The organism is Actinophytocola sp. (assembly GCF_035634895.1).
Lineage (GTDB): Bacteria > Actinomycetota > Actinomycetes > Mycobacteriales > Pseudonocardiaceae > Actinophytocola.
The window spans coordinates 37,423-56,100 of record NZ_DASQCC010000240.1 but is presented as its reverse complement, the minus strand read 5'-3'; the positions used below and the strand labels follow the sequence as shown (position 1 = coordinate 56,100).

General features: G+C 72.3%; 17 protein-coding genes. 12 read left to right on the top strand and 5 right to left on the bottom strand.

The genetic code is table 11. The features are described from left to right. The 3 genes from VET29_RS37480 to VET29_RS37470 all read left to right on the top strand — a co-directional run. On the top strand, positions 1–754 hold a 754-nt coding region (locus tag VET29_RS37480), incomplete at its 5' end, for an alpha/beta hydrolase (RefSeq protein WP_324929850.1). Next, positions 708–1,043, top strand: coding sequence for a hypothetical protein (locus VET29_RS37475; protein ID WP_324929847.1), 336 nt, complete (start codon positions 708–710; stop codon positions 1,041–1,043). The genes VET29_RS37480 and VET29_RS37475, both read left to right, overlap by 47 nt. Positions 1,044–1,045: 2 nt before the next feature. Then, positions 1,046–1,402, top strand: a complete 357-nt coding sequence (locus VET29_RS37470) for a GntR family transcriptional regulator (protein ID WP_324929862.1) — start codon at positions 1,046–1,048, stop codon at positions 1,400–1,402. Between the two features lie 31 nt (positions 1,403–1,433). Here VET29_RS37470 and VET29_RS37465 read toward each other — a convergent pair whose 3' ends face one another. Then, a complete protein-coding gene (locus tag VET29_RS37465; protein WP_324929844.1) occupies positions 1,434–2,666 on the bottom strand; it encodes an acetyl-CoA hydrolase/transferase family protein in 1,233 nt (410 codons plus the stop codon). Between the two features lie 19 nt (positions 2,667–2,685). Here VET29_RS37465 and VET29_RS37460 point away from each other — a divergent pair, with 19 nt between their 5' ends. After that, complete coding sequence (locus tag VET29_RS37460; RefSeq protein WP_324929841.1) at positions 2,686–3,249, top strand: hypothetical protein; 564 nt, start codon at positions 2,686–2,688, stop codon at positions 3,247–3,249. Between the two features lie 34 nt (positions 3,250–3,283). Here VET29_RS37460 and VET29_RS37455 read toward each other — a convergent pair whose 3' ends face one another. Further along, positions 3,284–3,898 carry a TetR/AcrR family transcriptional regulator gene (locus VET29_RS37455; RefSeq protein WP_324929839.1) on the bottom strand — a complete coding sequence of 205 codons (615 nt, stop codon included), beginning with the start codon at positions 3,896–3,898 and terminating at the stop codon, positions 3,284–3,286. 49 nt (positions 3,899–3,947) lie between these two features. Here VET29_RS37455 and VET29_RS37450 point away from each other — a divergent pair, with 49 nt between their 5' ends. Continuing rightward, a complete protein-coding gene (locus VET29_RS37450; protein ID WP_414636710.1) occupies positions 3,948–5,450 on the top strand; it encodes an MFS transporter in 1,503 nt (500 codons plus the stop codon). 95 nt (positions 5,451–5,545) lie between these two features. After that, complete coding sequence (locus VET29_RS37445) at positions 5,546–6,433, top strand: PAC2 family protein (RefSeq protein WP_324929834.1); 888 nt, start codon at positions 5,546–5,548, stop codon at positions 6,431–6,433. A gap of 57 nt (positions 6,434–6,490) precedes the next feature. On the opposite strand, the gene VET29_RS37440 is transcribed toward VET29_RS37445, so the two are convergent. Then, complete coding sequence (locus tag VET29_RS37440; protein WP_324929831.1) at positions 6,491–9,820, bottom strand: S8 family serine peptidase; 3,330 nt, start codon at positions 9,818–9,820, stop codon at positions 6,491–6,493. 321 nt (positions 9,821–10,141) lie between these two features. Between VET29_RS37440 and VET29_RS37435 the strand changes: the two genes are divergently transcribed. Beyond that, positions 10,142–11,008: a hypothetical protein gene (locus VET29_RS37435; protein ID WP_324929828.1), complete on the top strand. Its 867-nt coding sequence runs from the start codon at positions 10,142–10,144 to the stop codon at positions 11,006–11,008. On the opposite strand, the gene VET29_RS37430 is transcribed toward VET29_RS37435, so the two are convergent. Next, positions 11,005–11,370, bottom strand: a complete 366-nt coding sequence (locus VET29_RS37430; protein ID WP_324929825.1) for a DUF5997 family protein — start codon at positions 11,368–11,370, stop codon at positions 11,005–11,007. The two genes, VET29_RS37435 and VET29_RS37430, sit on opposite strands and share 4 nt — an antisense overlap. Before the next feature lie 84 nt (positions 11,371–11,454). Between VET29_RS37430 and VET29_RS37425 the strand changes: the two genes are divergently transcribed. From VET29_RS37425 to VET29_RS37415, 3 genes are all read left to right on the top strand, one after another. Beyond that, positions 11,455–12,126, top strand: coding sequence for a LysR family transcriptional regulator substrate-binding protein (locus tag VET29_RS37425; protein WP_324929859.1), 672 nt, complete (start codon positions 11,455–11,457; stop codon positions 12,124–12,126). 132 nt (positions 12,127–12,258) lie between these two features. Beyond that, entirely contained in the window at positions 12,259–12,816 is a 558-nt protein-coding gene (locus tag VET29_RS37420; protein ID WP_324929822.1) for a sigma-70 family RNA polymerase sigma factor, read from the top strand. Then, positions 12,813–13,250 (top strand): hypothetical protein, encoded by a 438-nt coding sequence (locus VET29_RS37415; RefSeq protein ID WP_324929819.1) that lies wholly within the window; start codon positions 12,813–12,815, stop codon positions 13,248–13,250. The genes VET29_RS37420 and VET29_RS37415 overlap by 4 nt, the downstream gene beginning before the upstream one ends. On the opposite strand, the gene VET29_RS37410 is transcribed toward VET29_RS37415, so the two are convergent. Then, the gene (locus VET29_RS37410) at positions 13,228–14,673 is read right to left on the bottom strand and encodes a S8/S53 family peptidase (protein WP_324929816.1); all 1,446 of its coding nucleotides are present in this window, start codon (positions 14,671–14,673) and stop codon (positions 13,228–13,230) included. The two genes, VET29_RS37415 and VET29_RS37410, sit on opposite strands and share 23 nt — an antisense overlap. A 118-nt stretch (positions 14,674–14,791) precedes the next feature. Here VET29_RS37410 and VET29_RS37405 point away from each other — a divergent pair, with 118 nt between their 5' ends. Next, positions 14,792–17,395, top strand: coding sequence for a CHAT domain-containing protein (locus VET29_RS37405; RefSeq protein WP_324929813.1), 2,604 nt, complete (start codon positions 14,792–14,794; stop codon positions 17,393–17,395). A 59-nt stretch (positions 17,396–17,454) separates the two neighbouring features. Beyond that, complete coding sequence (locus VET29_RS37400; RefSeq protein WP_324929810.1) at positions 17,455–18,672, top strand: aminotransferase class I/II-fold pyridoxal phosphate-dependent enzyme; 1,218 nt, start codon at positions 17,455–17,457, stop codon at positions 18,670–18,672. The last annotated feature ends 6 nt before the right edge of the window (positions 18,673–18,678 follow it).

Here is an 18,678-nt window from a genome sequence, read left to right as displayed (position 1 = left end):
CGCGGACTTCGGCTTCGACGCGTGGGTCAACGACCTGGAGCTGGTGGTGGACGCCGCCGGCCTCGACCGCTTCCCGCTGCTCGGCGTGTCACAGGGCGGCGCCGTCGCGATCGCCTACGCGGTGCGGCATCCGGAGCGGGTCACGCACCTGGTGCTCGCGGGTGCCTACTGCCGCGGCCGCCTCGCCAGGGCCGGCACGGCCGAGGAGCTGGAGGAGGCGACGCTGGACCTGCAGCTGGGCCGCATCGGCTGGCGGCACGACGACCCGACGTTCCGGCAGGTGTTCGCGAGCCAGTTCCTGCCCGACGGCACCCGGGCGCTGTGGGACGCGTTCAACGACCTCCAGCGCGCGACCACGTCGACCGCGAACGTGGTGCGGTTCCTGGACGTCTTCGCGCAGATCGACGTGTCCGAGCTGGCGCCGAGGGTGCGGTGCCCGACACTGATCCTGCACTCCCGCGGCGACCTGCGGGTGCCCGCGACGCAGGCACAGGAGCTGGCCGCGCTCATCCCGCACAGCGAGCTGCGGTTCCTGAACAGCAGCAACCACATCCTGACCGCGGACGAACCGGCGTGGCCGGTGTTCCTCGACGAGATCGACCGCTTCCTCGGTGTGACGGCACCGTACGAACCGAGTCCAGCGGACGAGGGGGATCTTGTGCTTGACTACCGTGACCGGCGCACCGCCGGGGATGGGAGCGAGCGGGATGTCCGAACAGCCGTCCGTGGTCCGGATCGAGCAGCTGGCAGGTGAGCTGCTGGAGGAGGCCCACCGGCACCAGTCCCGGCGGGCGGCGAAGACGCTCGCGACCGGCGCCGCGCTGCGGGCGACGCTGATCGCGCTGGTGGAGGGCGCGGAGCTCGGCGAGCACGACGCTCCCGCGGGCGCGACGATCCACGCGCTGAGTGGCCGGGTGCGGCTGCACACCCGCAGCACCGAGTGGGAGCTGGAGAGCGGCCAGCTCACCAGGACCCCGTCCCAGCGCCACGGCCTGACCGCGCTGACCGACGCGGTCGTCCTGCTCACGGTCGCGTTGCGTTGACCCTGATCACCATCGACCCGCAGTCCGGTCAGCCCCCGTTCGACCAGGTGCGTACCCAACTGGCACGGCAGATCAGCGACCGGACACTCGCTGTGGGCACCAGGCTGCCGACGGTCCGGGCACTGGCCGCGGAGCTCGGACTGGCGGCGAACACCGTGGCACGGGCGTACCGCGAGCTGGAGGAGGCGGGGCTGGTCGAGACCCGCGGGCGAGCGGGCACGTTCGTGAGCGCGCTGGGTGACCGCAGCCGGGTCGCACTGCGCCAGGCCGCCACCGACTACGCGGCCACGACCAGGTCACTCGGCATCGACGACGCCGAGGCGCTGGAGGCCGTCCGCGCGGCACTCCGCCGGCCGTGAGCCTGCGGGATCACCATGTGCCGGTCCAGCGCTACGCGAGCGGGAACCCGAGCCTGCGCCCGGCCTCGCGCAGCTCGTCCCGCGCGTCGGGATGGGCCACCCGGTCGAGGATCTGCTGGGCCTGTTCGGTGACGTCCCGGCCCCAGATCGTGGCCGTGCCCCGCTCGCTGACGATGTAGCTGTGCTGGAACGACGTGACGGGCCCGTCCAGCCGTGGCACGACGGTCGACACGTCCGCCTTGGCGTGCCACGACGGCAACGCGATGATCGCCCGGCCGCCGGGTGAGTGCAGGGCGCCGACCACGAAGTCCGTCTGCCCGCCGAAGCCGGAGTAGATCACCCCGTGCACGCGGCTCGCGTTGGCCTGGGCGTACAGGTCCACCTGCAGCGCGCCGTTGATCGACACCAGCGACCGCTGCCGCGCGATCAGCCCCGGGTCGTTGGTCTTCTCCGTGCGCAGCAACCGCACCATCGGGTTGCGGTCCACCCACCGGTACAGCTCCTCGGTCCCGAACACGAACGACGCCGTCACCGGGGCGTCCGGGTCCAGCGCGCCGGCTCGCGCCAGGCCGAGCACCCCGTCGCTGAACATCTCCGACCAGACCGACAGGCCACGCCGGCCGGTCAACGCGGCGAGGACCGCGTCCGGCACCGCGCCGATGCCGAGCTGCAGGGTGGCGGCCTCGGGGACCAGCGCCGCCACGCGGTCGCCGATCTGCCGCGACACCTCGCTGACGGCACGCGGCGCCGGCGTCGACAGCGGCTCGTCGACCTCGATCGCGTGGTCGATCTCGTCGCAGGGCAGCACCGCGTCGCCGTAGGTGTAGGGCATGCGCGGGTTGAGCTGGGCGATGACCAGGCCACCCCGGGCCCGCACCGCCTCGACCGCCGCGGGCAGGATGTTGACCTCGGTCCCGAGCGACACCGTACCGTCCACCGGGGTGGAGGTGTGCAGGAGCACGATGTCCGGCGGCAGGGTGTGGCTCAGCAGGTGCGGCACCAGCGACAGGCGGGACGGGAAGTACCGCAGCCTGGCGCGGCCCCGCGTACCCGCGCCGACGAACGGGGTCTCCAGGATCACCCCGTCCCGGTCGGGCAGGCCGGGTTGGGCGTTGAGCGTGAACAGCCGGTACTCGGCCAGCGACTTGTCCAGCACCGCCAGCGCGCCGGCCGGCGTCGCGAAGTTACCGCTGACCACCACCCGCGGGGTGCCGGCCACCCGGGACAGCACGGCGGCGAGCTGTGACTCGGAAATCGTTCGCATGATCCCCGATGCTATTCACGTGGCACGCGACATGGAGTCCAGACCTCGGCGGGTGGTCGTGCTCGGCACCACCGGCGCCGGCAAGTCGACCCTGTCCGGCAGGCTGGCCGAGCTGCTCGGGGTCGAACACGTCGAGCTGGACGCGTTCCAGCACGGTCCGAACTGGACCCCGCGGCCACGGGAGGAGTTCGCGGCGCGGGTCGCGGCGGTGGCCGAGCTGCCGGGCTGGGTGGTGGACGGCAACTACGCCAGCCGGGTCGGCGACGTCCTGTGGCCGCTGGCCGATCTCGTCGTGTGGCTCGACCTGCCGCTGTGGGTCCTGCTGCCGCGACTCGTGCGCCGGACGACCCGGCGGATCCGGTCGCGCACGATGCTGTGGGGTGTCAACCAGGAGCGCTGGTCGGGCCTGTTCGGGCGCGAGTCGTTGCTGTTGTGGGCGGTGCAGTCCCATCCCCGGCAGCGCGCCGAGCTGCCGCCCCGGCTGGCGGACCTGCGGCGACGCGGCGTGGGCGTGGTCCGGTTGACGTCGGGCCGGGCGGTCGACCGGTGGTTCGCGGACTTCGCCCGATCGGCCGCCGGGTGAGACCGGCCTCTGAGGGTGCGCGGCCGGCGCCTCCTCACGGTCGGGGCAGGACTCCGGCGCGGAGGGCGTCGAACAGCCGCTCCACGCGCGCGGAGTGGTCGGCCGCCACCGTGGCCGGCGGCTCGCCGGCGATGAGGCGACGCGCGGTCTCCACCAGCACGCTGGTGTAGCCGGCGACGAAGAAGGCGGCGAGCAAGGTCGCGTCGCCCGCGAAGGTCGGGTCCCGTTCGAGCTCCGCGGCCAGGGTGCCCTGCAGGTCGGCGGCGACCTCCCGCGCGCGGGAGAGGAGGGCGGGCGACGCCGCGACGGTCCGGAAGAACGGGACCGATCCGTCGGCGAGGCCGGAGAGCGGGTGCCGGGCGTCCACGAGACCGAGGGTCGTCTCACGCAGGGACGCCAGCACGTCGACGCCCGGGGCGCGGTCGCGCACCGCCGACCGCAGCAGCTCGACGGCGTCGACCGAGCGATCCAGGAGGAGGTCCTCCTTGCGCGGGAAGTGGTTGAAGACCGTCACGCTCGAGACCCCGGCCTCCCGGGCGACCTCGGCGACCGTGACCGTGTCGAACCCGTGTTCGAGGAACAGCCTGGTCGCGGCCGCCGAGATCCTCGCCCGCGTCCGCGGCCCACCTCGTTCTCCGGTCCTGGGCATCCGACCTCACTAACTTGTGTGACTAAACTTAGTCAGTTAACCTAATGGCATGTCCACCGTACAGCCAGCGCCATTGTCCTCAGCTACCTCTCCGGCCTCGCCCCGATCTCTGCGGGAGGCATGGGTGGCCCTGGCGGGACTGTCCGCGGTGTTCCTCTTCGAGATGCTGGACAACTCCATCCTCAACGTCGCGCTCCCCACGATCGGCCACGAACTGCACGCCTCGACGACCGCGCTGCAGTGGGTGACGGGTGCCTACGCGGTCGTGTTCGGCGGCCTGATGCTCGCGTTCGGCGCGCTCTCCGACCGCTTTGGCCGGCGGCGGGTCATGCTCGTCGGGCTGGTCCTGCTCGGTGTGGCGAGCCTGGCGACCGCCTTCGTCCACACCGCGGAGCAGCTCATCGCCGTCCGGGTGGCGATGGGGGTCGCGGCCGCGATGACGACACCGGGCTCGATGGCGCTGGCCTTCCGGCTGTTCGCGGACGACGGCCTCCGCGTCCGCGCGACGACCCTCATCTCGACCGTGGGGCTGGTCGGGCTCGCCATCGGCCCGACGGCCGGCGGCTTCGTGCTCGCGATCGCGCCGTGGCAGGTCCTGCTGCTCGTGAACGTGCCGGTCGCCGTGCTGGCGATCATCGGCGTGCGGTTCGGCGTCGCCGCGGACGACCCGGGTGAGCTGCACCGCGATCCGGCGGACATCGCGGGTGCGGTGCTGGGCACGGCGACGATCGTGCTCGCGCTCGTCGCGCCGACGCTGTTCGTGCACGAGGGCGCCGAGTCGTGGGTCCCGTGGGCGGCCACCGTGGGGGCCGTCGTCGCGGCGGTTCTCTTCGTCCACCGCGAGCGTTCGGCGCGTTACCCGCTGCTCGACCTCGCCCTCGTCGCACACCCGCTGGTGTCCAGCGGCCTGGCGTACAAGGCCGCGGCCGGGCTGGCGACCGCCGGCCTCGGTTACCTGGTGACCCTCCAGCTCCAGCTCGACTGGGGATGGACGCCGGGTCTCGCCGCCATCGGGATGCTGCCGCAGGTCGTCGTGCTCGTCGCGGGGGGCGCGTTCATCGGTCCGTTCGTGCGGCGGGTCGGTCTCGACCGGGCCGCGTGGCTCAGCGCCGCGGCGGTCGTGGCCGGGCTCGCCGTCTACGGTCTGCTGAGCGGTCTCGGCTACGTGTGGGTCGCGATCGCCCTCGTGCTCGTGGCCGCCGGGATGCGCGTGGTCGGCGTCGTCGCCGGGGTGAACGTGCTCCGCGGGCTGCCGAAGAACCGGACCACGATCGGCGCCGCGCTCACCGACACCGCCACCGAGGTCACCTCCGGCGTCGGCATCGCCGTCACCGGCACCATCCTCGCGGCGCTGTTCACCGGTAACATCGCCACCTCGGACTGGAGCACGCGGCAGACCGCGGAGTTCGGGGACGCGGTCACCATCGCGGGCCTCACGCTCACCGTCGTGGCCGCGGTGCTCGTCGGTTGGGGATTCACCCGCGGCCGGCGCGCCGGCACCGACGAAGCGGTGACACCCGCCGACGACGTGGTGGTCGCCGTTGACCGATGATCAACGGAGTCATGCGGTCACCCGCCGCGTCGGGAATCACCCGGCGTCTTCGGGCGTTGACTACTCGAAAGACTGATTGACTCAGGAGGCACAAGGTGGCAATGGACCCGGAGGAGCTGTTCGAGGTCGACTCCGACGTCCCGGACCTCAGCGGATCAGTGCTGTTACAGCACTTCAGCGGCTTCGTGGACGCCGGCTCCGCGGGTTCGACGCTGGTCGACCACCTGCTCGAGAACAACGAGCACCGGGTGGTCGCGCGGTTCGACGTCGACGACCTGATCGACTACCGGGCACGCCGTCCCGCGATGACCTTCGCCACCGACCAGTGGGAGTCCTTCGACGCCCCGGAGCTGGTGGTGCACCTGCTGCACGACGCCATCGGCACCCCGTTCCTCCTGCTCACCGGCCCGGAACCGGACCGCCGCTGGGAGGCCGTGACCGCCGCCGTGCGGTCGCTGGTCGAACGCTGGGGCGTGCGCCTGACCGTCAGCTTCCACGGCATCCCCATGGGTGTCCCCCACACGCGCCCCCTCGCCGTGATCTCCCACGCGACGCGGCCGCAGCTGGTCACCGAGAAGTCCCCGTTCAACCGCCTGCAGGTCCCCGGCAACCTGTCCGCGCTGCTGGAGCTGCGCCTGGGCCAGGCGGGCCACGACGCGGTGGGCTTCGCCGCGTTCGTCCCGCACTACCTGGCGCAGAGCACGTACCCGACGGCGACGGTCGGCCTGGTGGACGCCATCACGAAGTCCACGGGCCTGTCGATCGAGGCCTCGGCCCTGCACGCCGCCGCGCAGCGCACCGACGCGGAGATCACCCGCCAGGTGGCCGAGTCCGAGGAGGTGACCGAGGTGGTGGAGGCGCTGGAGCGCCAGTACGACACGTTCACCAGCACCTCGCAGAACCTCCTGATCCAGGAGGGCGACCCCGTCCCGACCGCGGACGAGCTGGCCGCCGAGTTCGAGCGCTACCTCTCCGAGCAGTAGGCGACGCGCCGTGGCCCGGGACTCCGCGAGGAGCCCCGGGCCACGTCGTTGTCCGGCCTACCTGATCCGGTAGCTGTACGGCAGCACCGAGATCACCTCACCGGTGCCGTAGAACGGCAACCCGGTCGCACCGGTCGGCAGGATCGGCACGGTCACCAGGTTCAGGTGTCCCGCGACCGAGTCTCCCGAGTGCCCGCTGGGCGTGAACGTCACCTGGATGGTGGCGGTCGCACCCGGCTGGATGATCGTCGGCGTGCCGCCCGTCCCGGTCGGGTCGACGGCGAGGTCGAACGGGTCACCGGTCGACGACGTCACCGACGAGTCGAAACCGGTGGTGCGCATCGACGCCGTGTACGTCGCGTGCCCCGGCTGGGCGCCCTCGTCGCCGAACGGCCCGATCTCCTCCAGCGAGCCGAACCAGACGCCCTTGCTGACGTAGCCGACCCGCTCACCGACGGTCGCGACCGACGTCGTCGCGCCGTTCTGCGCGGCCTTGAGGTCACCGAACAGGTCGAACCCTGCGGCGGAGCCCTGGAGCTCGACCTGCGCCGGCACCGACGAGGTCGCGGCGAGCGTGAGCCGGCTGGTGTCCGGCGGCGTCAGGTACACCGGCGCGGTGCTCGCGTCCTCCGGCAGGTCCACCGAGTTGCCGCCGGACACCGGGACCGGCGTCAGCGTCTGCTGGCGGTTGGTCCGCGGGTCGACGCCGACCGCGATCGGCTCGACACCCGTGTTGCGCACGGTCACCGGCACGGTCACGGCCCTGCCGGCGGCCAGCCGGTCGCCCGACGGCAGCCCGTTCGCGTGCACGGCCAGCTGGTCGAACCCGACCGTCCCGCGGAACGGCTGCTCGATCTCCTGACCGGTCACCGGGTTCTGCACGACCAGCACCAGGTGCCAGCGGCCGGGCAGCGGGTTCGCGTCGTAGGTCTGCACCGCGGCGCCCTGGTTGAGCGTGGTCGGCGTGGCGAGCCACACGTTGCTGTTCACGTCGGCCAGCTCACCGTTCGGGTCGACCAGCACGACGTCCACCACCGTGCCCGGGTCGGTCAGCGTCAGCCCGACGTCCAGGTCCTTCTTGCCCCTCGGCACGTCGAACTCGTAGCTGAACGTCTGCGCGGGCGACACCGCGCGGGCGTTGCCGCCGGTGATGGTGCCGCTGAAGCGGCCCGGAGCCGGGACCAGGCTGCGCATCACCGCGGACAGCGTGGTCCGCTGCCCCTCGGAGGTCGCGAACGTGACCGAGTAGTCGGCGTCGCCGCCACTGTCCGGGGTCCGCAGGCTGAAGTCGACCTTCCTGGACTCACCCGCCGCGAGGCGCACCGACGACGGCGAGACGTGGCCGTACGGCGCGATCTTCTGCGTGCTGGTGTCCAGGATGACCGGCCCGCTGTACCCGGTGCCGGCCGGCGAGTACAGGACCGCCGTCCACGTGCCCGCCTTCGGCGAGCGGACGTCCACGTTGGCGTAGTTGGCCGTCGCGGCGCCACCCTGCGGGCGGCTGTTGGCGACGAACGTGCCGTCCGGCGCCAGCAGCGTCAGCCGGACGACCGCCGGGTCGCCCTGCCAGGCCATCCTGGCGAACAGCCGGTCGGCGCCGCCCGGCACGGTGAAGGCGACCTTCTTCACCGCCCACGTCTGGCCGTTGTAGTAGCTGAACGTCGGCAGCGTCTTGGCGTCGAACGGCACGGTCTGGCGCTGCGCCGACTGCGGGGCGAACGTGCGGGCTCCCGTTTGGACGGTCACCGCGTGGTTGCCCGTGTTCGTCACCCGCACCGAGCTGGACCTCGTGCTGCCCGGCGCGCCTTCGAGGGTGACCTGGTCGGTCGAGAGCACGATGTTCGACCCGACACCGGCCGGCGCGCCGGTGGCACCCGGGGCGGTCAGCGCGGCCTCGACGGCTGCGCGGGCGTCGAGCAGCCCGGTCCCCTGCTCGTCGGCCGGCAGGCCGAGGTCGCGGGTGGTGCTGGTGATGATCTGCTTGATCTGCGCCGGGGACGGCGAGTGGCCGTGGTGGCCGCCCCGGTACGCCTGGATGACCAGCGCGGCGGTGGCCGCGGTCAGCGGGGCGGACTCGCTGGTGCCGCCGAACGACTCGAGGTCGGTCGGTTGCGGCGGCGAGCGGAAGTTGCGGCACTCGTCGTAGGCGGGCGAGCAGTCCGCCCAGTTGCCCTCGCCGGGCGCCACGAGGTCGATCGTCCGGCCGCCCATCGTGATGCCGGACGAGGACAGGGCGGAGATGTTGTCGCTGACCCACTTGCCGTTGGAGAACGGGAAGGCGGCGTAGGTGGTCTGCGCGTAGAGCCGGTTGTCCGTGGTCGCGCCCGTGGAGATCACCAGCGGGTCGGTCGACGGGCTGCCGATGGTCGAGGTGATGCCCGCGTCACCGCTGGAGCAGACGACGGTGACACCCGCCCGCACGGCCGCGTCGTTGAACGCCTGGAACATCTCCCGGGAACTGCGGTCGGGGTACTGGTTCAGGCCGAGCGACTCGTTGATCACGTCGACGTGGTCGACGGTCACGGCGTAGTCGATCGCCTGCAGCACGGCGGAGTTCGTCGAGGTCGAGCCGAAGACGTTGAGGCCGACCAGGCTGGCGCCGGGCGCGACGCCCTTCACCACGATGTTGCAGCCGGGCGGCAGCGGATGGGCCTGGTTCACGAACTGGGACAGGTCGTGCACCACGACACCCTGCGCGGCGATCGAGGACGCGTCGCCGAACGCCTCCGCGCCACTGTCCGTCGTGTTCGGACCGTCACCGGAGAAGTCCTTGAAGTCGGTGAACACGTGCGAGCCGTCGGGCCGGATGAAGTCGGCGTAGTTCGGGTCCATGTTGTCGGCGAGGAAGGCGACCGTCACGCCGTGCCCGTCGGCGAGGTCCGCCGCGCTCCTGGACCCGTCCGTGCTCGCCGCGTGGATCGAGGTCAGCGCCTCGGGTTCGAGCAGCGGATGGCTGGGGTCGGCCGGGCAGATCTGGCCGGCCGCGGTCGCGCCGGGCGTCGACCTGCTGGCGGTTCCCCCGCCCGCGGCAGGCGGCTCCGCGGCGGCCGGGTCGGGCAGCGTGACCTCACGGTCGGGCAGCACCGAGGCGACGGCCGGGTCCTGCGCCAGCGCGGCGGCCTGGTCGGCGGTGACGGTGGCGGCGAACGCGTTGCCGAGCGTGTAGTGCTTGACCCTGGCCGGTTTCGCGCCCGCCAGCCGGCCGAGCACGGTGTCCTGCGCGCTCGTCGCCTGGCTCTTGCGTTTGCTCGAGTCTCCCCTGGTCGCCGGCACGCTCGACAACTGGTCCTTGAGCAACACGATGACCGACTGTGGTCCCGTGCCGTCGGTCGCGACCGGCGCGGCGGTGGCCGTCGGCCCGGTCGTCAACGCCAGCACGGTGGTCACCGCCGCGGCGATGACACAGGAGGATCGGAAGGAACGCCGCATGTGTGTGCACTCCGAATTCCACGGCATTGGTACATTTCGGTAAATCCGCCCCGACGCAATGGGCTGATCCCCATTGCGACGGCGTGACTATTCGCCATATACAACCGGATCCACAAGACAGCAGATGGCGCAATATCGGTGCATAAAAGCGGCATTCAACAAAAACGACCCAACAAAGCCAAACAGCCTGAAATGGGCGGCCCGCGCCGCGGGGAGTGGTCTTGGTCACGTACGGCGAAACGCCTGAACGGTCGCCGGCGATCTTGTAGATTGCCGCCGGTGTACAACCTGACGACCGCCCAGCACGACCGGCTGCGCAACCTCGTCCGGCGCAGCCCGGTGTTCACCGGCATGCGGGTGACGGTCCACGAGGACCGGGTCGAGGTCGGTGAACCGGAGGACCTCGTGTTCGGGCTCGCCCCCGTCGAGGACGCCGTCGCCGGGGCGCCCATGGACCAGTGGGCCGGCCTGGTCGACGACTGCCTCGGGCGGATACTGGCCGCCCTGACCGGCGACACCCCCGGCATCGACGGTCCTGCCGAGGAGTTCCTCGACCGCGTCCACGCGAAGCTGCGACCCGCGGACCCGAACCTGGCGGACGGGTGGACCTACGCCCGCGAGGTCGCACCGGGCCTGCTCGTCATGCTCGCCGTCGACTTCCCGGACCACATCGCCATCCTCAACGACGAGCAGGTCGAGCAGCACGGCTACGACCGCCTGCTCGACGCCGGCCTGCACAACCTCCGCGGCCAGCTGCCCGAGGAGTGTGCCACCCACGAGGGTGTCTTCGTCATCGCCGGCTCGGCGTACACCGCCTCGACGGCGCTGGTGCTGCCCTGGGTCGTCGAGGCCGTCACCGGCGAGACCGACCTGCCGCACGGCGTGCTGGTCGCGGTCCCCAACGACGAGATGCTGGTCTTCCACGTGCCGCGCGACGGCGCCGGCACCCGGTACGCACTGGACGAGATGGCCCGGGTCGCCACCGAGTACCACGCGGGCAGCCCGCGGCCGCTCAGCCCGGAGGTCTACTGGTGGGCCGGCGACGGCGCCGTCCTGGCGCCCGTCACCCCGCGCACCGACGACGCGGTCATCGGCCAGGACTTCCGGGGGGACGGGTTCGCCAAGATGCTGGCCGAGCTGGGTTAGCCGGACTTCCTGACGCGGTCGACCTCGCCGCGGACCTCGGTCTGGAGCGCGCGTTCGCGCCGCAGCCAGTCCGGGTTCTCGGCCTTCAGCGCCTCCACCTGGTCGGTCGTCAACGCCTCGGTGATGCCGGCCCGCGCGAGACCGCTGATGGACACCCGCAGCTTGGCGGCGACCACCGAGCGCGGGTGCGGACCGTTGCGCCGCAGGTCGCGCAGCCACTCGGGCGGGTCGGCCTGCAGGGCGTTCAGCTCGTCGCGCGAGACCACGCCCTCCTGGAACTCCGCCGGGGTGGCCTCGAGGTACACGCCCAGCTTCTTCGCCGCGGTCGCGGGCTTCATCGTCTGGGTCTTGCGCGGCGTCATGGGCCGAGGGTAACGGGGGTCGCTCACGGCCGGTAACCTGCCCGCGTGACGGACTCGTTCCAGCTCGCGCACGTGCCCGGGGTGATGCCGGCCAAGTGGGTACGGATCTGGGCGGAGCGGGTACCCGCCGTGCCGCTCGTGCTCACCCAGACGCCCGCGGCCGACGCCGCGGGCCTGGTGCGGGAGCGGGAGGTCGACGCGGCGCTGCTGCGGTTACCGGTCGACCGGGACGAGCTGCACGCGATTCCGCTGTACATCGAGACCACGGTGATCGTGGTGCCGAAGGAGCACGCCTTCGGCGACACGGTCCACGCCGAGGACGTGGCCGGCGAGACCCTGCTGCACCCGCTCGACGACGTTCTCGACTGGGCGGGGCCGCCAGGACGGCCTGCGCTCGACCGGCCCGCCACGACGAAGGACGCCGTCGAGCTGGTCGCGGCGGGTGTGGGGCTGCTCGTCGTCCCCCAGTCGCTGGCGCGCCTGCACCACCGGCGGGACCTGACGTACCTGCCGTTCGCGGACGCGCCGGAGTCGCAGGTCGCGCTGGCGTGGCCGGCGGAGGAGACCACCGACCTGATGGAGCAGTTCATCGGGATCGTGCGGGGGCGGACGGCGAACAGCACACGGGGTCGGCCGCAGGAGCCGGTGACGCGTGAGAAGACGCCGAAGGTCCCGAAGGCGGCGAAGGTGTCGACGCGGCAGCGCACCGGTGCGTCCCGGGGCGCCGGCCGGGGGAAGCCCCGCCGCCGGTCCTGAGCGCGCGGTGCGAACCGGTCACGGTCCGCACCGCCGGGCGGCGCGGGTTGTGCTCTGAGTAACCAAACGGCCACGATGAATCAGGATCGCGGCTACGGGCATCTGTGAAGATATGTGGCAACGGAGGTCGGCGTGGAGTTTCGGTCGTTGCTCGCCGCGGCGGGCGGAGGCGACCAGGCTGCCTGGGACGCGATCGTGAACGAGTTCAGCACCCTGCTGTGGTCGATAGCGCGAAGCTTCCGGCTCGACGCCCGCGACGCCTCCGACGTCGTGCAGATCACCTGGTTACGGCTGGTGGAGAATCTCAACCGCATCGAGGAGCCCGATGCGCTGCCGGCCTGGCTGGTGGTCACCGTCCGCCGCGAGTGCATGCAGCTGATCCGCCGGGCGAACCGGCAACAGCTGACCCGCCACGTCGAAGTGTTGGACGACATGCCGGACCCCGCGCCACCTGTGGACCACGCCCTGCTGACCGACGAGCGGGACGCCGCGCTGTGGCGCAAGGTCGCCGAGCTCGGCGAGACGTGTTTCCGCGTGCTCCGGGTGTTGATGGCAACGCCACCCCCCTCCTACAAGGACGCCGCCCTCGCGCTGGACATGCCGGTCGGCAGCCTCGGCCCGACCCGCCAGCGGTGCCTTCGACGGCTTCGTGAGCTGCTCACCGGCAAGGAAGGGGGTGCCGAGAGATGAATGACGAGGAAATGATGTCCACCCTGCGCCGACTCTACGCACGACTCGACCCGGTACCACCCAACGTCGTCCACGACGCCAGCAGAGCGCTGGAGACCAGGCGCCTCGACGAGCAGCTGGCCGAGCTGCTGCTGGACACGGCGGAGGAGTTCGCCCAGGTACGCGGGGACCAGGAACAGGTGCGCCTGCTGTCCTTCCAGCGTGGCGAGGTGTCCCTGGAGGTCCAGCTCGAGTACCAGGACGACCTGGTGACGGTTCGCGGTCTCGTCGAGGGGCTGTCCGGCACCGCCGAGCTGGATCTCGGCGAGGAACGCCGGCGGTTGCCGATCGACACCGACGGGATGTTCACCGCGGAGGTGCCACGGGGTGCGGCCAGGTTCCGCCTGGCCGCACCCGGTGGCGTCGCCGTGATCACCCAGTGGGTACTCGTTTAGGAAATATCGGCAGCCGGACGCCGTCCCCCGAGTCCTCGATCTCGATGAGGTCGCGCCGCAGGTCCCGCATCGCCGCCCTCGGCCGCCCCAGGAACTGGCGCCCACGCGACATCCGCTCGGCGATCCGGCCGACGACGACCGGCGTCGCGAACGACGTCCCGCTCCACTCCGCCATCCCCCGGGACCGGACGACGGTGCCCTTCTGCGGCGCGGTGACACAGCTGCATCCGTCGTACAGCGACGGGGAGTGGTAGACGCAGTCGGTCCCGCCCAGTGGCTCCTGGTACTGGAAGGGGCCCGGCGGGAACGCGTTCACCAGCTTCTCGCCGTCCTCGTAGACCGTGACCCAGCCACCGTAGTTGGAGAAGCACGCCCGCCCCTCGCGGTCCTGCCGCAGCGCCCCGACCGCGACCACGACGTCGCGGAACTCCGGGTAGCCGGCGTACTCGGCCGGGAAGAACCACACGTCGTCCGGCCCACTGCCGTCGTTGCCGGCGGCCGTCACCAGCAGCGTGTGGCAGTCGGGCCGGGTCAGCCGGTTCATCACGTCGAGCATCGGCAGGGACACCGGGGCGCCCTTGCCGTCGTGGGTGTGCATCGGCACGCAGCCCGCGGACAGGTTGATGATGTCCGGCGCCGGTTTCGTGTCCAGCACCTCGATGACCGCCTTGGCGACCTCGGACTCGAGCATCGAACCGGCCCAGCGCATCGTGTTGGACACGTGCACCGTGGCCGCCGGCGCCACGCACCGGACGACACCCGCGATGAACGTGCCGTGCCCGGCGTGCGCCTCGATCCGCCCGTCCGGGCGGTACGTGCCGACCTCGGCGTCGCCGGACACCTCGGCCGGACCGTCGGTCAGCCACGGGTGGTCCACGTCCCAGCCCGGCGACAGCCCCGAGTCGATGACCGCGACGCGCACGCCGGCGCCCCCGTCACCGGACTGCGGCGGTGGGTACGGGATGGTCTCGGGATAGGGCCGGACCGGGAACGGCTCGTCCGCCGGGCAGAAGTTGACCCCGTCCGTGTGCGCCACGTGCACGAGGTTGTTCACCGAGAACTTGCCCTCGAGACCACGCAGGTTGTTGAGGTACGCGGCGACCTGCCACGCACTCCGCGTCTCGTTCTCGTGCAGCCGCAACAGCTTCGCTCGCCCCGGCCGCTGCTCGCTCCCGTCGAGGTGCCGAACGATCTCGGCCCCGTGGGTGGTCAGCTCCGCGATGTCGTAGTCGGCGACGTCGGCGCCGGCCAGGATGTGACCCTTGTGCCAGACGTGGGTCGGAGCCCCGTCCGAGGGCTCCGACTCGAACTGGACGTTCTCTCTTTCCGCGGCTTTCGTGATGGCCGCGAACTGCGCACGGCTGATCGCCTGGACTCCCCCCGGACGACCGTCTGCGCTCCTGCTCTGCTCAGGCCTTGGCACTCTGCCTCCCCCCAGTGAAATGACAGATGACATCTCTGCTGATGCATCGTGCCGGGCGCGGAATACGCAGCCGCCGACCATGCATCCGGAATGTTGTCGATCCGTAATATGTGCCCTCGTGAGTGATCTGCTCCAGCTGGTGTTCGCGGCCCCGAAAAAGGCCCTCCGCATGGCACGTGCCGTGCTGGCCGGCTCACCGACCGCGTTCGACGCCTCCGTCGCACACCAGGCCATCGGCATCGTGCAGCGGGATTTCGGCGATCTCACGTCGGCGATCGCGGAGTTACGGCAGGCGCTCGCACTGGCCCGCAGGTCCGGGTCGGCCGAGCGCGAGGCCGACGTGCTCGCCACGTTCGGCATCGCACTGGTGCATGTCGGACGGACGCGGGCGGGGCTGGCCGCGCTCGACCGCGCGGTGGCCTCGTCGACGGGGACGCACGGGGCGCGGGTGCGTTTCCGCCGCGCGGGCGCGCTGTGGGTGCTGGGCCGGCACCAGGACGCGCTGGCCGACGTGCGGGCGACCATCCTGGTGTTGCGGCGCGCCAAGGACACCGTCTGGGTCGGCCGGGCGATCTCCCTGCGTGGGCACGTGCACCTCGCCCTCGGCGCGGTCGAGCGGGCGACCGCGGACTTCACCGAGGCCGAGCGGCTGTTCGCCCGGACCGATCAGGAGCACGACTCGGCCATCGCGCTGCAGAACCTCGGGCTGACCGCGTTCCGCTCCGGCGACCTGCCCACCGCGCTGACCAACCTGGAGGAGGCGGACCGCCGGTTCCGCCGGCTGGACACCCCCATGCCAGAGCTGGTCGCGGACCTGTGCGCGGTGCTGCTGGCCGCGGGGCTGCCGAACGAGGCGCTGGCCGAGGCCGACGCGGCCATCGCCGAGGTGACCAGCCGCAACGGCCAGACCACCCGCAAGGCGGAGCTGCTGCTCGTCGCCGGCCGCGCGGCGCTCGCGGCCAAGAAAACCCTTGTGGCACAGGAAAGGGCGAACGAGGCGGTCCGGCTGTTCACGGCGCAGCGCCGGCCGTGGTGGCGCCAGCACGCCCGCCTGCTCGCGCTGCAGGCGCGGTTCGCGACCGAGCCCGACGGGATGGGACAGCTCGCCCCTGCCCGCGAGGCCGCCCGCGGGCTGGCCGCGTTGCACGCGCCGGACCAGATCCAGGCGCACCTGCTGGCCGGCCGTGTCGCGCTCGCCGTGAACCGGCGCCGGCAGGCGCGGGAGCACCTGAGGGCGGCGGCCGCCGCGCGGCGCGGCGGGTCCGCGATCACCAGGGCGGAGGGCTGGCTCGCCCAGGCGAAGCTGGCGGAGGAGGCCGACGACACCCGGCTCGTGCTCTCGGCCTGCCGGCACGGTCTCGACGTGCTCGACGGTCACCGGCTCACCCTCGGCGCGTCGGAGCTGCGGGCCCGCGCGACCGACCACGGCGCCGAGCTGGCCGAGCTGGCACTGCGGACGTGCCTGCGCCGGGCCCGCCCGCGCCCGCTGCTGATGTGGAGCGAGCGTTGGCGTGCGACGGTCTGCGCCGTCCCGGCCGTGCGCCCGCCGGCCGACGACGATGTGCGCCACGACCTCGCCACGCTCCGCGCGACGACGAGCCGGCTCGACGAGGCACTGGTCAACGGCACGCCGGTCGGCTCCCTGGCCGGTCGGTCGCAGCGGTTGGAGCGGCGGATCCGGGACCGGCTGCGCCGCCAGCCGGGCACGCTCGGCGACCCGGTGGCCAGGGCGCCCGGCATCGTCGGCCCGCTGCTGGACGAGCTGGGCACCGACCGCCTGGCCGCGATCGTGGCGATCGACGGTGACCTGCACGTGCTGGTCTGCGGCGGCGGGCGGGTCCGCAGGACGGTCGCCGGCAGGGTTTCCGTCGCCGCGCGGCATCTGGAGACGGCGTGCTGGCTGCTGCGGCGACTCGCCTACGGGCCGCCGCCGGCCGCCGCGACGCGGCTGCTCGCCCGGCTGGAAGTCGTTGGGCGGCAACTGGAGGACGAGCTTCTCGGGGCCGCGACCGGGCTGCTCGGCGACGGGCCGGTGGTGATCGTCCCGCCGGGACGGTTCAGCGCCGTGCCGTGGTCGTTGCTGCCCGGCCTGCGCCACCGCGTGCACACGGTCGCGCCGTCGGCCACGGCGTGGGTGAACGCGCGGCGCGCGCCGCGCCCCGCGGAGGACGAGGTCGTCCTGGTGCGCGGGCCTGGGCTGTCCAGTGGCGGCGGGGAGATCCCCCACCTCGCCGCGGCCTACCCGGCCGCGCGGGTGATCGAGCACGACGCGGCGACCGCCGCGGCGGTGCTGTCCGCGATCGACGGCAGCGCGCTCGTCCATCTCGCGGCGCACGGGCGGTTCCGGGCGGACAGTCCGATGTTCTCGTCGATCCGGCTCGCGGACGGACCGCTGACCGTCTACGACTTCCAGCAGCTGCGCCGGACGCCGTACCGGATCGTCCTGCCGTCGTGCGACTCCGGCGCGGTGCAACCCGTTGGCGCGGACGAGCTTCTCGGCCTGACGGCGGCCCTGCTCCCCCTCGGCACCGCCGGCATCGCGGCCACGGTCGTGCCGGTCAACGACGTGGCGACCGTGTCGGTGATGTGCGCCATGCACACGGCGTTGAGCACCGGCAGCATGACGATGGCCGAGTCGCTGGCCGTCGCCAGGGACAAGACGTCGGCCGACCCCGTGGACGTCGCGACCGCGTGGTCGTTCGTGGCGCTGGGCGCGGCGTAGTCCGGGTTTCTCGGCAACCTGCTCGCGGGTGCCGGCGGGCCTCGGGCACGATGGGCGGCGTGAACGCCTACGAGGAGCTGCGGGCGCGTGGCCTGCGACTGGACCTGACCCGCGGCAAGCCGTCGGCCGAGCAGCTGGACCTGGCCAACCCGCTGCTGGCACTGCCCGGGCCGGCTGACTTCCGCGCCGCCGACGCCTCGGACGTGCGCAACTACGGCGGCCTGCGTGGCCTTCCCGAGCTGCGGGCGATCTTCGCCCCGCTGCTGGGCGTGGCGGCCGACCGGCTGCTCGCCGCCGGCAACGCCAGCCTGGAGCTGATGCACGACTACCTGGTGCACGCCGTGCTGTTCGGCGTGCCGGGTGGTGACCACCCGTGGCGCGACGCGGCGTTCCTGTGTCCCGTTCCCGGCTACGACCGGCACTTCGCGATCTGCGCGAAGCTGGGCATCGAGATGATCCCGGTCGCGCTGACCGGCGACGGCCCCGACATGGCGGAGGTCGAGCGGCTGGTCGCGGAGGACGCCCGCGTCAAGGGCGTCTGGTGCGTGCCGAAGTACAGCAACCCGACGGGCGAGACCTACTCGCCGGCCGTCGTGCGACGGCTGGCCGCGATGCCCACCGCGGCCCCGGACTTCCGTGTCTTCTGGGACAACGCGTACGCGGTCCACCACCTCACCACCGAACCGCGTGAGGTCGAGGACCTCCTGCCGGCATGCGAGTCGGCCGGCAACCCGGACCGCGCACTGGTCTTCGGCTCGACGTCGAAGATCACGTTCGCCGGGGCGGGCGTGGGCTTCTTCGGCGCGTCGGACGCCAACCTCGACTGGTTCACCGGGCACCTGAGCAAACGCACGATCGGCCCCGACAAGATCAACCACCTGCGGCACACCCGTTTCCTGCGCAGCCCCGACGGCGTGCTGTCACACATGGCACGGCACCGGGAGCTGCTGGCGCCGAAGTTCGAGCTGGTGGAACGCGTGCTCACCGAACAGCTCACGGGCGTGGCGACATGGACCACGCCGGAAGGCGGCTACTTCGTGTCCCTGCGGGTCACCCCGGGCTGCGCCACGCGGGTCGTGGAGCTGGCCGCACAGGCCGGCATCGCCCTCACCCCGGCCGGCGCGCCCTTCCCGTACGGCAGGGACCCCGAGGACGCGGTGATCCGGATCGCGCCGACCTATCCCCCACTACCCGAACTGGCCGACGCGATGAACGGCCTGGCCGTGTGCGTGCGGCTCGCGACGGACGAGCACCTGGGGCGCGGGCCCGTCCGGTAGGTTGGC

What these genes read in the sequence shown, in the direction of transcription:
- VET29_RS37475 (WP_324929847.1), top strand. Translation starts at nt 708, where the DNA reads ATGTCCGAACAGCCGTCCGTGGTCCGGATCGAGCAGCTGGCAGGTGAG.
- VET29_RS37465 (WP_324929844.1), bottom strand. Translation starts at nt 2,666, where the DNA reads ATGCGAACGATTTCCGAGTCACAGCTCGCCGCCGTGCTGTCCCGGGTG.
- VET29_RS37455 (WP_324929839.1), bottom strand. Translation starts at nt 3,898, where the DNA reads ATGCCCAGGACCGGAGAACGAGGTGGGCCGCGGACGCGGGCGAGGATC.
- VET29_RS37450 (WP_414636710.1), top strand. Translation starts at nt 3,948, where the DNA reads ATGTCCACCGTACAGCCAGCGCCATTGTCCTCAGCTACCTCTCCGGCC.
- VET29_RS37430 (WP_324929825.1), bottom strand. Translation starts at nt 11,370, where the DNA reads ATGACGCCGCGCAAGACCCAGACGATGAAGCCCGCGACCGCGGCGAAG.
- VET29_RS37425 (WP_324929859.1), top strand. Translation starts at nt 11,455, where the DNA reads ATGCCGGCCAAGTGGGTACGGATCTGGGCGGAGCGGGTACCCGCCGTG.
- VET29_RS37415 (WP_324929819.1), top strand. Translation starts at nt 12,813, where the DNA reads ATGAATGACGAGGAAATGATGTCCACCCTGCGCCGACTCTACGCACGA.